This window comes from Robinsoniella peoriensis, assembly GCF_000797495.1.
GTDB lineage: Bacteria > Bacillota > Clostridia > Lachnospirales > Lachnospiraceae > Robinsoniella > Robinsoniella peoriensis.
In genome coordinates, this window is sequence record NZ_JTGN01000004.1 from 150,653 (window position 1) to 164,958 (window position 14,306).

The window sequence follows — 14,306 nt, forward strand, 5'->3', positions numbered from 1 at the left end:
CATACATCTCTTCTGACTATTTGCTTTTTTTGAGGATCTGCTTTAATTCCTCCACAGAAAATTCATAGTTTGTATTGCAGAAATGACAATTTACTTCAATTGGCTTTTCATCATCAATCATTTCCTGAATATCTTTTTTTCCAATGCTGATAATCGCTTTTTCCACTCTGTGTTTTGTACAGTTACAGCAGAAGCTGGTCGGTACCTTGTCCGTGATCTGTACGCCGAAATCTCCCAGCAGTTTATCCAGGATCATCTCAGGCGTATCTCCTGTATCCAGCATTGAAGTAACACTCGTCACCTCTGAGAGCTTTTTTTCCAATGCATCAATGACTGCATCATCTGTAAACGGCATTAACTGGATGATGAATCCTCCTGCCTGTTTTACCGTATTGTCATGTTCCATTAAAACTCCTAATCCAACCGATGACGGCACCTGTTCGGATGTGGCGAAATAATAAGTCAGGTCTTCTGCAATTTCACTGGTCTGCAAAACAGTCTGGCCCACATATGGCTCTTTTAATCCCATATCCTTGATTACCTGAAGTAATCCTACTCCTACAGCGCCCGCCACGTCTAATTTACCTTTTGCGTTAGGCGGAAGCATCACATCCGGTTTACCAACGTAGCCTTTTACATTTGCTTTGCTGTCTGCCGTTACCGTAATTCCGTTTATCGGACCTCCCGCCTTTATCTGAAGGGTCAGGATATCCTTTTCCCCTTTCATCATGGTTCCCATCATCGCCCCTGCAGTTAACAGTCTGCCCAGTGCCGCCGTAGCTACCGGACTCGTGTTGTGGACACTCCTTGCCTTCTCAACTAAGTCCCTTGTAGTTGCTGCAAATGCCCTGATTTGATTATCCGCTGCAGTAGCTCTTACAATATAATCTGCCATTTCCATACTCCTTATTCCTGCTGTTATCACAGCAATTTATAAATTCATGTTGTCGGGTATATCATCCTTGCTGTTCCTATTTGATTGCCTTTTATTTTAGTTAGCTGTTGATTTTGGCTAGGTTTTTATTTTCGCTTGCCCTTTTCCCTGGCAATCACATAAATACGCTCACTGTCATCACGGGGCTGTTCCCGTGTAAATGCATCATAAGCGCATATGTACTCCATTCCCGCATCAGTCAGTAACTGCTTCACGGTTTCCAGCTCATAAGCCTTCTGGTAATGGGTTTCTTCGTACTTTTCATAGAGCCCGGATTCTTGCCTTATGAATAGTGTTAAGTCGTATTCATTCATCCGGTCTTCTTCATAATAGCTGTTTTCCCAGATAAAACTTCCTTCTTCCCTGTTTTCGGCAATCGTAGTATCCCCCATCAGACAGCTGTATTTATATATGGTATTTAAATCAAATATAAAAATCCCACCCGGATCCAGATAATTATTTACCAACTGAAACACCCTGGTTAGTTCCTCTTCCGATAAAATGTAATTCATGGAATCACAGATGCTGACCACTGCCTTTACCGTTCCATAGAGTTCAAAATCTCTCATATCCTGCAATAGATAAAGAATATCCAGCCCGGATTTTGATTTTTTATCCATGGCTATTTCCAGCATTTCTGAGGAATTATCTACACCAATCATATCATAGCCTTTTGCTGCCAGTTCCTCTGTCAGGCTTCCTGTTCCACAGCCCAGATCCAGTACCAGGCCATCTTCTATCCGGTACTCCTTAAGAAGTGAGACCAGATAGCCGCTCCACTGCTCATAGGGCACATTGTCCATAAACAGGTCATAGACCGACGCAAAACTTGTATATGCATCCATTTCTTTCACCCCTTATTCTCTTTCCTTACCCAAAGTATAAAAATAACCGGGCAATCTGCATTGGTTGCCCCTACACATTTTACCCGATTATCGGTTATCTTTCACAGCATTGATCATGCCATAAATAGATATGCACATACAGTCCATAAATCAAAACACACACTTTGGTATAGTTTTTTTAACTTTTGAATGATAAGTTAGCTTACAATTTTTCCAAGTACACCAAATGATAATATAGTCATAATAACACTTGCCAGGGCAATGCCCAGTATAATTGCCGGAAATGCTTTTTTAAATTTAATGCCCAGTAAAGAAGCTATTAATGCTCCTGTCCATGCGCCGGTTCCCGGTAAGGGAATTCCAACGAAAAGAACCAGACCCCAAAACTCGTATTTTTCTATTTTATCTTTCTTCCCAAGCGCTTTTCCTTCAAGCTTGTCCACCAGTGGCTTAAACAGCTTCGTCTGCTTCATCCAGTTAAAAATCGGTGTAATTAGAAGTAAAATAAATGGAATTGGAATGATATTACCGGCTACGCACAGCCAGATCGATCTCCACATATCCAGCTTTAACAGTGATGCTGCCAATAATCCGCCCCTCAGTTCCAGAATGGGAATCATGGAAATAATAAAAACAATTGCTTCTCTGGATACTACACCGGACAGATTGGTGGTAAACCATTGTACTAAAGATTCCATATATTAGTTCTCCTTCATGTATTCTTTGAAAAATCCAATAAGAGCATCCATCTCCTCATCGGTACCGATCGTAATACGCAGGTAATTGTCGATACGCGGACGATTGAAATATCTTACGTAGATATGTTTCAGTTTCAATGCCTGGAACAAATCTCTCGCCCAGTACTTTTCATGGGTTACAAACAGGAAGTTCGCCTGGGAGTCTGCAAAATGGAATCCCAGTTCTTTCATCTCCACTTTCACCCGTTCCCTGGTGGCAATAATCTTCCCAGTGACTTCCCGGAAATATACCTCATTCTTTAACACTTCGGCTCCGATTTCCAGTGACGGACGGTTCATGGTATAAGAATTAAAGGAATATTTTACATCATTTAAATATTTAATCAGTGTTTTATTTCCCATGGCATAGCCTATGCGGATTCCAGCCATGGAACGGGATTTGGAATAGGTCTGTACTACCAGAAGATTCTCATATTTGTCAATGAGAGAAAGTGCCGAAACACCTCCAAAATCTATATAGGCTTCATCAATGATCACAATTACATCTGCGTTCCTGCGGATAATATCTTCTATGTCTGCAAGATCCTGTAAAATACCGGTTGGGGCATTCGGATTTGGAATTACAATTCCGCCGTTTGGCTGCTCATAATCCTTTTTCTCAATCTCAAAATGTGCATTCAAAGGCTGGCATTTATACGGAATGCGAAGCAGGTCCGCCCAGACATCGTAAAAGGAATATGTAATATCGGGAAATAAAATCGGCTGCCTGGAATTAAAGAAGGTCATAAATGCCATTGCCAGTACATCGTCTGATCCTACTCCCACAAATACCTGGTCTTTATCTAAATGGTAATAATCAGCAAGTGCGGAAACTAATACATCCGCAGAGGGATCCGGATACAGACGCAGTTCCTCCGGGTTTAATTCCGCCATCATCCTGGCTGCTTCCGGTGCAGGCGGATAAGGATTTTCATTGGTATTCAGTTTAATCATATCCGGCTGGTTTGGCTGTTCCCCCGGCGTATAAGGTATTACTTTTCTGATGTTCATCTCCCAAGCTTTCATACGTTCCTCCCGAAAAATTCCTGTGCAAGTTTTTCAAAATAAGGCAAAGCATTGACTATGGTATCCAATGATACGCAGTATGCGATCCGCACATATCCCGGACACGCAAAACTGCTTCCCGGCACAATCAGTATGTGGTATTTCTTAGCGGCTTCTACAAAAACCTTTTCATCTTCTACTGGTGATTTTACAAACAGATAAAAAGCACCTTCCGGCTTAATGCAGGAAAAGCCGAATTTTTTCAAGCCATCATAAAGTGTCCGGCGGTTTTTGTCATAAAACTGCACATCAACTTTTGCATCAATACATTTTCCGATTACCCGCTGAAACAGCGAAGGTGCATTGACATATCCCAAAATACGGTTTGCCACATTAGCTGCAGCGATTACCTGTTCACTGTCTGAGACCTGATCCGGAATAACCAGATATCCAATACGTTCACCCGGAAGAGACAGGGATTTACTGAAAGAATAGCCCACAATGGTATTCTCGTAATATTTGGTGACAAATGGTACGGCAACACCGTCGTATGCCAGTTCCCTGTATGGTTCGTCTGTCACCAGATAGATTACAGTCTGCAGTTCTTCCTGCTTTCTTCTTAGTATATCTGCAAGCTTAATCAGGGTATCTTCAGAATATACCACTCCGGTTGGATTATTCGGGGAATTGACAATCACTGCTTTCGTTCTTCCCGTAATCATCTCTTCAAACTTCTCCAGATTCGGCTGAAATGTATCGGTATCTGGTTCTACCGCTTTTAATATTCCATCATAATTGGAAACGTATGCACGGTACTCTCCAAAATATGGTGCAAAGGTAAGTACTTCATCTCCCGGATTCAGAATTGTCCGGAAGATGACATTCATGCCGCCAGCAGCGCCTACGGTCATGATGATATTTTCTTCATGAAAGGCGGTATTGAAACGGCGGTTTAAGGAATTTGCCACCGCTGTCCTGACGTCTTCAAAGCCTGCATTGCTCATATACCCGTGAACCATAACAGGATCTTCTCCTGTTATGATCTCTTCGATTGCCTGCCTGACTTCCACGGGTGCGGCAACATTGGGGTTACCAAGGCTGAAATCGTATACATTTTCTGCTCCATAAACTGCTGCCATCTTTCCGCCTTCTTCAAACATTGCGCGGATAACGGAACTGTTTTCTACATAAGACTTCATCTTTTCTGCTATCATGTTATGCCTTCTTTCTTCTCACCAATCCCTTTTCAACCAGAAATACGGGATGATAGGATAACTTCGCCCGACGCAGCCCTTCTTCGCCAACATCGTCTTCCCTGTTTACATATTTAAAATCCATAGCCTCATGCTGTACAAACTGCTGGTTGATCATGGGATAAGCACCTTCAATATCCGCATAAGCTTTTTCGATATGAACCACAATGGTATCGTCGCAGATTGGCTCAGCAAGGCAAAATGCCACCACTTCTCCATGTACCCTCAGAAGTCCTCCTCTCAATTCCAGTTCTTCGAATAGCCGCAGGGAATTCAGCGTTACACAGATTTCCGCATGTTTCTCCGGATCAGCTTCACAGCCGTTTAAATTTCTCCACTTAATTGCCATCTGGAAACAGTCCTCCAGATTATCCTTTGTAATGCTTTCATAAACCCAGTCCGGATAGAGACGCTTGAATTTATTTACATGGTTTTTCTTTCCATGATATTTCTTGCCGGAGAGATTCGCCAGCTTCTCGGATTCATATACATAATCCGCTTCGTCCCGGTTGTATTCTATTTCAAATTCGCCAGGGTATAGCGATTCTAAAACTTCAAATTGTTCCGGGGTTACCAGATGCATATGGAAATTTCTTCCCAAATCCGCACTGTGCGCCATAATGCTGTCTATCGCTTCTTTTACATTTTCCGGTTCTCCTACCGGAAAACAGTATGTGGGGTCGTGTTCCATGCTCTTAAAGACCAGTGTATCACAGACGATGGCATATTCCACCGGATAATGTCTGGACCATAAGTAAACATTCGCAAAAGTAAGTTCACAGCTTCTTGTCTTTTTCCTTCTGAGATATTTGTTGATCTCATCTCTGTTTTCTAACGTCGGCTGTTTAAATTCTATTTCCATAAAATCCTCTTTTCTTATTTGTTATAGAGCTTGGCATATACACCATTTTTTGCCAGAAGCTCCCTGTGAGTACCTTCTTCCTCGATTCCTTTTTCTGTCAGAACCAGGATTTTCTCTGCATTTTGAATCGTTGAAAGCCTGTGGGCAATCACAAAAGTCGTTCTGTCTTTTGCAAGTTCTTCCAGTGAGTCCTGAACGATCTTTTCGCTTTCATTGTCAAGCGCTGAAGTAGCCTCATCAAAGATTAGTATGGGCGGGTTCTTCAAAAATACTCGTGCTATTGATAATCTTTGTTTTTGTCCTCCGGAAAGTTTGACACCACGCTGACCGATGTCTGTTTCGTAACCATCCTGCAAAGACATGATAAATTCATGGGCATTTGCTCTGATTGCTGCCTTTATTACTTCTTCATCTGTTGCAGACGGTTTGCCGTAACGGATATTTTCCATTACATTTTCTGCAAATAAATAAACATCCTGCTGCACAATTCCGATATGATTTCTCAGATCCTGAAGCTTAATATTGCGGATATCAGTTCCGTCTAACAAAATTCTTCCTTCCGCAACATCATAAAATCTCGGTATCAGGCTGCATAGGGTGGTCTTTCCTCCTCCGGAACTTCCCACCAGGGCAATATAAGACCCCGCCGGAATGTCCAGGTTAATGTCATGCAGTACCTTATCCTGGTTCTCTTCGTACTGAAAAGAAACTTCTTCAAATCGGATATTTCCCTTTACATTCTTTAATTCCACAGCATTCGGTGCATCTGCAATATCCGGATCTACGTCCAGAATTTCCAGGAAACGTTCATATCCCGTATAACCGTTCTGGAACTGTTCCGTAAAATTCACCAGTTTCTTCACCGGTTCGGTGAAATTATTTATATAGAGCAAAAATGTGATTAAGTCCGTTACCGCTATTTTCTGTCCGGTTATCAAAATGGCTCCCGCAACCAGCACCACAATTGTTACCATGGTAGTCAACGCACCAAGACCGGAATGATATCCGCCCATATAACGGTAGCTGGTTTTTTTACTCTCTACAAAACGGCTGTTGCCTTTTTTGAATTTGCCCATTTCCACATCTTCATTGGCAAAAGATTTAACCACCCGGATACCATTCAGACTGTCTTCAATCTGGCTGTTAATATCTGCAATTTTCGCTCTGTTTTCTTTAAATGCCCGCTTCATTTTGAAGTTAAAGTAAAAGGCGTAGGCTGCCATTACCGGAACAAACGCAAAGGTGATTACCGTCAGTGTCACATTAATATTCACCAGAATAATAATGGAACCTATAATCTTAATTGCAGAGATTACAAGATCCTCCGGTCCATGATGGAGCAGCTCACTGATATCAAATAAATCGCTGGTTACGCGCGACAAAAGCTGACCTACCTTCTGATTGTCATAGAAGGTAAAGGACAGCTTCTGGTAATGAGCAAATATCTCGTTTCGCATATCATGTTCCATACTGGCTCCCATTACATGTCCATAGTATGCGATATAATAATTACAGAAAAATTCTAGGGCTACCATCCCTAACATCAGGATTCCCAGCTTCAGTATCATATGAAGCGGCTCATTTCCCGGAAGATATACCACTACATTCGTAATGTATCGTACAATCAGAGGGATCGCCAGCGTAACGCCGGCGCCCAGGATTGCAAACAACATATCGGACCAGAACAGTCCTTTATATGGTTTATAATACTTCAATAACTTTTTTAATTTGTGATCCATTTATCCTACTATTAAGCCCTGCTGATTCATCACGTCGATCACCTGATTTACATATTTCTCACATAAATCATCATCTGCCGCTTCTACCATAACACGGATTACCGGTTCTGTTCCGCTTTCACGCACCAGAATTCTTCCGTCATCACCAAGTGCTTCTGATACCGCATCTACTGCCGCAATAACCGCAGGATTCTCCCTCGCTTCCTTCTTATCTGCTACTCTGACGTTCTTAAGGAGCTGTGGGTAAATCCGGACTTCTCCCGCAAGAGTTCCCAGGCTTACCTTTTTCTCTGTTACCACTTCCATGATCATAAGCGCTGTCAGAATGCCGTCACCAGTTGTGGCATGTTTACTGAAAATAATATGTCCGGACTGTTCTCCGCCCAGGCAATGGCCATTATTAACCATATTTTCATAAACATATTTATCTCCTACTGCTGTTTTTTCATACCGGATGCCAATCTTGTCACATGCCTTGTAAAGGCCTAAGTTTGACATAATGGTCGTAACAATAGTGTCATTATTCAATTTGCCTTCTTCTTTTAAATATTTTCCACAGACATAGAGGATTAAATCTCCGTCTATAACATTTCCCTTTTCATCAATTGCAATACAGCGGTCTGCATCACCATCAAAGGCAAAACCGATATCCAGTTTATTGTCTTTTACATAGTCCTGCAAAATATTGATATGGGTAGATCCGCAGTTTGTGTTAATGTTTGTTCCATCCGGTTCATTATTGATGACATAGGTTTTGGCGCCCAGTGCATCAAATACGCTCTTTGCAATTGCGGAGGAACTTCCGTTAGAACAATCCAGCCCAACCTTGAAGTTCTTAAAGGAGCGGGTAGCCAGTGATATCAGATAGCCGATATAACGGTTTCTGCCAGCTACAAAGTCTACGGTACGCCCGATATTTTCTTTTACAGCCAACGGCAGCTCTTCTAACTTGCCATCGATATATTCTTCGATCTGATTTTCGACCTCTGCTTCCATCTTCTGGCCCAGACCATTGATGATCTTGATACCATTGTCATAAAATGGATTATGGCTTGCTGAAATCATAATGCCGCAGTCAAATCCTTCTGTACGGACTACATAAGAAACGCTGGGTGTGGTGGTTACATGGAGTAAGTATGCATCTGCACCGGAAGCAGTCAGACCTGCCACCAGGGAATACTCGAACATGTAACTGCTTCTTCTCGTATCCTTGCCGATTACAATCTTTGCTTTGTGGTCTCTTCCGTAGTACCATCCCAGAAAACGGCCTACTTTAAATGCATGCTCTACTGTTAAATCAATGTTTGCTTCTCCTCTGAATCCGTCTGTTCCAAAATATTTTCCCATACTTTAATCCTCCTCATTATCAGGGTTAACTTCGTTAATTCACACTGCTTACTGATCCTGCAGATTGGCAAGCTTCGCTGCCTGGTCTGCTGCTATCAGACTGTCTATTACCTCAGAGATATCTCCATTCATGACTCCATCCAGTCTGTGTAACGTCAATTTGATACGGTGGTCTGTAACACGCCCCTGAGGGAAGTTATAGGTTCTGATCTTCTCAGAACGGTCACCGGTACCAACCTGGCTTCTTCTGGCTTCTGCTTCCGCATCATGCTGTTTTTCCAATTCCATTTCGTAAAGTCTGGAACGTAGTACTTTCAATGCTTTATCTTTATTTTTAAGCTGTGATTTCTCATCCTGGCATGAAATTACAATACCGGTAGGTATATGGGTCAGGCGCACTGCAGAGTCAGTTGTATTGACACACTGTCCTCCGTTACCCGACGCACGGAAAACATCAAATTTACAATCATTCATATCCAGATGGAAATCAATTTCTTCCGCCTCCGGCATAATTGCTACTGTAATTGTAGAAGTATGGATACGACCGCCGGATTCTGTTTCCGGAACACGCTGTACGCGGTGAACACCGCTTTCGTATTTTAATTTGGAATAAGCACCCTGTCCATTGATCATAAATGTTACTTCTTTAAAACCGCCGATTCCATTTTCGTTAAAGCTCATCATATCTGTTTTCCAACGCTGGGACTCCGCAAATTTCACATACATACGATAAATCTCAGCTGCAAACAGGGCTGCTTCATCACCGCCTGCACCTGCACGAATTTCAACAATAACGTTCTTGTCATCATTAGGGTCTTTGGGCAGTAATAAAATCTTTAATTTATGCTCTAATTCTTCTATACGCGCTTTAGCGTCATTTAATTCCTCTTTTAACATTTCCCGCATTTCTTCGTCAGACTCTTCATCTAACATGGTGAGACTGTCCTCTACGGTCTGCTTACTGTCTTTGTACTCCTTATAAGCATCTACGATCGGCTGTAAATCACTTTGCTCTTTCATTAACTTTTGAAAACGAGCCTGGTCATTTACCACAGAAGGCTCATTTAATTCGCCCATAATCTCTTCAAAGCGGATTAATAAATCCTCCAATTTATCAAACATGTTGTTTCCTCCTAATTCATTCTTCCTAAAACTACCCGGTCAAGTCCGGCAAGATCCTTTACAACTCTGACATCTGTATAATCTGCGCTTCGCATCATGGATGTCACCATCGCCGCCTGATCATAACCGATCTCAAAGAGCAGCCAACCGCCCGGATTTAAAAATGATCTGCTTTTTGTTACAATTTTCCGATAAAAATACAGACCGTCCTCTTTTCCATCCAGCGCTGCCATGGGTTCAAACAGACGTACTTCTGCCATCAGTTTCGTGATTTCAGAAGTTGCAATATAAGGCGGGTTGGAAACGATAACATCGAATTTTCCTTCCACCTGACTGAACAGATCGCTTTTTCTGAAATCGATGCAGACTCCATGCCGCCTGGCATTTTCCCCTGCTACTTCCAAAGCATCCTGGGAAATATCAACCGCCATGCCTTTTTCTGCGCCCGACATCTTCATCAGACTGATAATAATACAGCCGGAGCCGGTACAGACATCCAGTACCTTCATCCCCGGCCTCAAAACTTTTAACGCTTCCTCTACCAGAATCTCAGTATCCTGTCTGGGAATCAGTACTTTATTATTTACCAAAAAAGACAATCCCATGAATTCCTGTTCCCCGGTAAGGTGCTGCAGCGGCACACGCTTACCCCGGGCTACCAGCATTGTCTGATAGCGGGCGTACTGTACCGGCAGTATTTCCTCATCGCGGTTAAGCAGAAAATAGGTCTTGTCAATATTGCAGACGTTCTCCAATATATACCAGGCATCAAGAGCCGGATTGTCAACGCCCCGTTCCCTCAGATACGCTTCCCCTTTTTTAACTACTTCCTGCAGTGTCATGATATTGCTTCCTTGGTATAGGCTCCTGTCATTGTCTGACCAGGTTGATTTTCTTCTTTATCTTCTATATCTTCTTTTTCTTCTTCAAAAGACATTCCAAAATTCTCTGCCAGATATGCCTTCCAGTCAAATACTGCTTCTACTGAAGCAATCGCAACTTCTGCCATCTTGGCATCCGGTTCTCTTGTGGTCAGATTCTGCAGCAGCATTCCCGGTTTACTGAGCATGGTTACGAAACCATTATCGCTTCTCCCCGCCAGTCTGATGAATTCATAAGAAACACCGGCAATTACCGGTACCAGAAGAATCCGGACTACTACTCTCAGAACCGGAGAATCTACTCTTATAAATATGAAGAAGATCACACTTATGACCATAACGATCAGCAGAAAACTGGTGCCACAGCGTTTGTGCTGCTTGGAACTTTTCAAAACATTCTCTACGTTTAATTCCAGCCCGTGTTCGATACAATTGATGCATTTATGCTCTGCACCATGGTACATGAATACACGCTGGATATCTTTCATTCTGGAAATCAGAAGAATATATCCCAAAAATAGTAAAATACGGACAACGCCCTCTGCAATCGCAATCAGCGTCATGGAATCCGTAAACTTATGAAAAAACAGTGAGATAAAATAAGGAAGAACCATAAACAGCCCAACTGCCAATATAATCGACAGCGTAACCGTAATTCCCATAAGCAGAGAATCTCCCTTTCCCTTTGTCGCCTTCTCAAGAGCCTTATCAAACTTCGTAGGCTCCGCTTCCTCATCTTCTTCAAAAAAGCTGGCCGAATATGTCAATGTCTTCATACCAAGCACCATAGAATCTACAAAATTAAAAACTCCACGGACGATCGGCAGAGACAATATTTTCTTGTTTTTGATAATACTCTTATAGTCTTCTACTTTAACTACAATTTCGTCGTTTGGCTTTCTGACAGCAACTGCATACCGGTCGGCGTTCTTCATCATAACGCCTTCCATAACCGCCTGTCCGCCGATATTTGATGATTTCATATTAACCCCCTTGGATATCGCAAGCTTACTTGTGATAACTCTAGAGCGTGTCTGAAAATTGCTTTCTGACAGCTGCGCTTCACAGTTTGCGGGAGATTTATCCCGAATAAAGGGTGCGCAGCTGGCTACGTAACCTGAATTCGGGGCAAATATGCCGCAAAGTGGGGCGTGCAGATGGTTGGAACGAATTTTAAGACACGCTCTGGCACCTTATGCCGCATTTTTCACGGCCCCTGTCGGGTAAATGCAAAATTTTATTTATCTTTCACAGTTCCCAACATTTAAAAATAGGTTGAGATTTCACAACCTCAACCTTATCTTTATTCATACCTATTTGTCTGCATCAATACCATATTTCTTGTTAAACTTATCAATACGTCCACGAGCTGCTGCTGATTTCTGCTGTCCTGTGTAGAACGAATGACATTTAGAACAGATTTCCACGTGGATATCTTTCTTTGTTGATCCTGTTACAAATGTGTTTCCACAGTTGCATGTTACTGTTGCCTGATGGTAATCTGGATGTATTCCGTTTTTCATGATGGTTTCACCTCTTCTTCTTATTTTGTGAACTGCTTATCTATGCACATTTACCTCCCTACGCCGCCTATCGGTCGTGGTCTGCACAAATCAATTCCCGGTCAATGCTGCTCCTGGTGTTTCCACAGCAAGGTAACCCGGGCTAGCCCTGTAAGTCCCTACAGTTTTAAAACAACGTTTGAATTATATCACACCGCATGTCAAAATGCAAGATATTTTAGCTAATTTCTACCATGATTTCTACCATGATCTAAATGAATTTTTGCTTTTTGACCATCTGTACGAATTCCTGATTATTTCGCGTACGTACGAACATATTCAGTATATTTTCTACCGCATCATCGGATTTCATACTATTAAGTGCTTTACGCATGATATAAACTGCTTCCTGTTCTTCCGGATCCAAAAGAAGATCTTCTCTTCTGGTTCCCGATTTTGGAATATCAATTGCCGGGAATACACGTCTTTCGGACAATTTACGGTCCAGAACAAGTTCCATATTACCGGTTCCTTTAAATTCCTCATATACTACATCATCCATCTTGCTTCCGGTATCTACAAGTGCTGTTGCCAATATGGTAAGGCTGCCGCCTTCTCTCATATTTCTTGCTGCTCCGAAGAAACGTTTCGGCATATGGAGCGCTGCGGGATCAAGACCACCGGATAACGTTCTTCCACTTGGCGGAACAGTAAGGTTATACGCCCTTGCAAGCCTTGTAATACTGTCCAGGAGAATCGTAACTTCTTTGCGGTGTTCTACCAGCCTTTTTGCACGTTCCATTACCATTTCGGAAACCCTTTTATGGTGTTCCGGCAGTTCATCAAAGGTAGAATAAATTACTTCTACATTACTGCCGCAGATTGCTTCCTTAATATCCGTAACTTCCTCAGGACGTTCATCGATCAGAAGAATGATCAGATGCATGTCCGGATTATTTTGTAATATGGATTTTGCTACGTCTTTCAATAAAGTAGTCTTACCTGCTTTAGGTGGTGATACGATCATTCCCCTCTGCCCCTTGCCGATAGGCGATATTAAATCTACAATTCGCATTGCAGTTCCTTTGGATGTGCGTTCCATACGCATTCTTTTATTTGGGAAAATAGGGGTCATATCTTCGAAGTTTAATCTTTTTGTTGCTTCTGAGGGATGGAAACCATTGATACTCTTCAGATATAAAAGAGCGCTGAATTTTTCCTGCTGGGTCTTGACTCTTGTATTGCCGGTGATAATATCTCCCGTTTTCAGATTAAATCTGCGGATCTGGGAAGGTGATACATAGACATCATTTTCTCCCGGAAGATAATTGGCACATCGGATAAAGCCATATCCATCGGGCAGTACCTCCAGGATTCCATTTGCCGTTATGCCGCTGTCAAGCTGTGACATATCCGTGCTTTTGCCTTCTGCACCTACGCTGCTGTCTGTTCTCTGCACGCTGTCTGTGCGCTGTACATTATCTGTTCTCTGCATGTTTTCGGATCTCTGATTATTGTCCGTTCTCTGCACGCTTTCTGCTCTTTGAGTGTTATCCGTTCTCTGCATATTTTCGGATCTCTGATTATTGTCCGTTCTCTGCACGCTTTCTGCTCTCTGAGTGTTGTCCGTTCTCTGCACGTTTTCTGCTCTCTGAGTGTTGTCCGTTCTCTGCACGTTTTCTATTCTCTGTACATTCTCTGTTCTCTGGGGAATTTCTGCTCCCTGCACATTCTCTGGCTTCTGAGATGACTCCATTTTTGATTCTTCTATAGTGGCAGACGCACCTTCTGTATTTTGAGCTGCATCGTTCACTGCACCTTTTTTTTCATCTTCTGCAAGCATGAGTTCTATCACCTGGCTTTTTTTCAGGGCTGAAATGTTTTTAAGTCCCCTGGATTTTGCCAATTCCTTCAATACCGCTACTGATAATGATTCATATTTTTCTCTCATTTAAGTACTATTTATAACCTTTGTTACAAATATCTCCTTTCCATATGCGATTTTTTTGATTCACAATTAAAATTCATAATCTGCGTTGATTTGGGGTTCGCGTCTGAAATGACTTTGATTCTTAATTA

Annotated in this window: 14 protein-coding genes; 1 reads left to right on the forward strand and 13 read right to left on the reverse strand. The window is 42.3% G+C overall.

What is annotated here, in order from left to right; translation table 11 throughout:
* Positions 1-16 precede the first annotated feature (16 nt).
* From hslO to QR40_RS09535, 11 genes are all read right to left on the reverse strand, one after another.
* Positions 17-895, reverse strand: coding sequence for an Hsp33 family molecular chaperone HslO (hslO, locus tag QR40_RS09485; protein WP_044294968.1), 879 nt, complete (start codon positions 893-895; stop codon positions 17-19).
* A 125-nt stretch (positions 896-1,020) separates the two neighbouring features.
* Positions 1,021-1,779 carry a class I SAM-dependent DNA methyltransferase gene (locus QR40_RS09490; RefSeq protein WP_044294969.1) on the reverse strand — a complete coding sequence of 253 codons (759 nt, stop codon included), beginning with the start codon at positions 1,777-1,779 and terminating at the stop codon, positions 1,021-1,023.
* Between the two features lie 197 nt (positions 1,780-1,976).
* Positions 1,977-2,477: a COG2426 family protein gene (locus QR40_RS09495; RefSeq protein ID WP_027296390.1), complete on the reverse strand. Its 501-nt coding sequence runs from the start codon at positions 2,475-2,477 to the stop codon at positions 1,977-1,979.
* Positions 2,478-2,480: 3 nt separating this feature from the next.
* Positions 2,481-3,542, reverse strand: a complete 1,062-nt coding sequence (gene hisC, locus QR40_RS09500) for a histidinol-phosphate transaminase (RefSeq protein WP_044294611.1) — start codon at positions 3,540-3,542, stop codon at positions 2,481-2,483.
* Positions 3,539-4,735, reverse strand: a complete 1,197-nt coding sequence (locus QR40_RS09505) for a pyridoxal phosphate-dependent aminotransferase (RefSeq protein WP_044294613.1) — start codon at positions 4,733-4,735, stop codon at positions 3,539-3,541. The genes hisC and QR40_RS09505 overlap by 4 nt, the downstream gene beginning before the upstream one ends.
* Before the next feature lies 1 nt (position 4,736).
* Positions 4,737-5,636 carry a DUF2156 domain-containing protein gene (locus QR40_RS09510; RefSeq protein WP_044294615.1) on the reverse strand — a complete coding sequence of 300 codons (900 nt, stop codon included), beginning with the start codon at positions 5,634-5,636 and terminating at the stop codon, positions 4,737-4,739.
* A 14-nt stretch (positions 5,637-5,650) separates the two neighbouring features.
* A complete protein-coding gene (locus tag QR40_RS09515; RefSeq protein ID WP_044294617.1) occupies positions 5,651-7,375 on the reverse strand; it encodes an ABC transporter ATP-binding protein in 1,725 nt (574 codons plus the stop codon).
* Positions 7,376-8,722, reverse strand: coding sequence for a phosphoglucosamine mutase (glmM, locus tag QR40_RS09520; protein ID WP_027296385.1), 1,347 nt, complete (start codon positions 8,720-8,722; stop codon positions 7,376-7,378). It abuts the gene before it with no gap.
* Positions 8,723-8,770: 48 nt separating this feature from the next.
* The gene (prfA, locus tag QR40_RS09525; protein WP_027296384.1) at positions 8,771-9,844 is read right to left on the reverse strand and encodes a peptide chain release factor 1; all 1,074 of its coding nucleotides are present in this window, start codon (positions 9,842-9,844) and stop codon (positions 8,771-8,773) included.
* A gap of 11 nt (positions 9,845-9,855) precedes the next feature.
* On the reverse strand, positions 9,856-10,686 hold the full coding sequence (gene prmC, locus QR40_RS09530) for a peptide chain release factor N(5)-glutamine methyltransferase (protein ID WP_044294619.1): 831 nt from the start codon (positions 10,684-10,686) through the stop codon (positions 9,856-9,858).
* A complete protein-coding gene (locus tag QR40_RS09535) occupies positions 10,683-11,897 on the reverse strand; it encodes a DUF1385 domain-containing protein (protein WP_334291775.1) in 1,215 nt (404 codons plus the stop codon). Before QR40_RS09535 ends, prmC begins: the two co-directional genes overlap by 4 nt.
* On the opposite strand from QR40_RS09535, the gene QR40_RS33600 reads away from it, so the two are divergent.
* A complete protein-coding gene (locus QR40_RS33600; protein ID WP_395023528.1) occupies positions 11,847-11,993 on the forward strand; it encodes a DUF6783 domain-containing protein in 147 nt (48 codons plus the stop codon). The genes QR40_RS09535 and QR40_RS33600 overlap by 51 nt on opposite strands.
* A gap of 45 nt (positions 11,994-12,038) precedes the next feature.
* On the opposite strand, the gene rpmE is transcribed toward QR40_RS33600, so the two are convergent.
* Together rpmE and rho are read right to left on the reverse strand one after the other, a co-directional pair.
* Positions 12,039-12,248, reverse strand: coding sequence for a 50S ribosomal protein L31 (rpmE, locus tag QR40_RS09540; RefSeq protein WP_027296382.1), 210 nt, complete (start codon positions 12,246-12,248; stop codon positions 12,039-12,041).
* Between the two features lie 250 nt (positions 12,249-12,498).
* The gene (gene rho / locus QR40_RS09545) at positions 12,499-14,178 is read right to left on the reverse strand and encodes a transcription termination factor Rho (RefSeq protein WP_044294622.1); all 1,680 of its coding nucleotides are present in this window, start codon (positions 14,176-14,178) and stop codon (positions 12,499-12,501) included.
* Between the last annotated feature and the right edge of the window lie 128 nt (positions 14,179-14,306).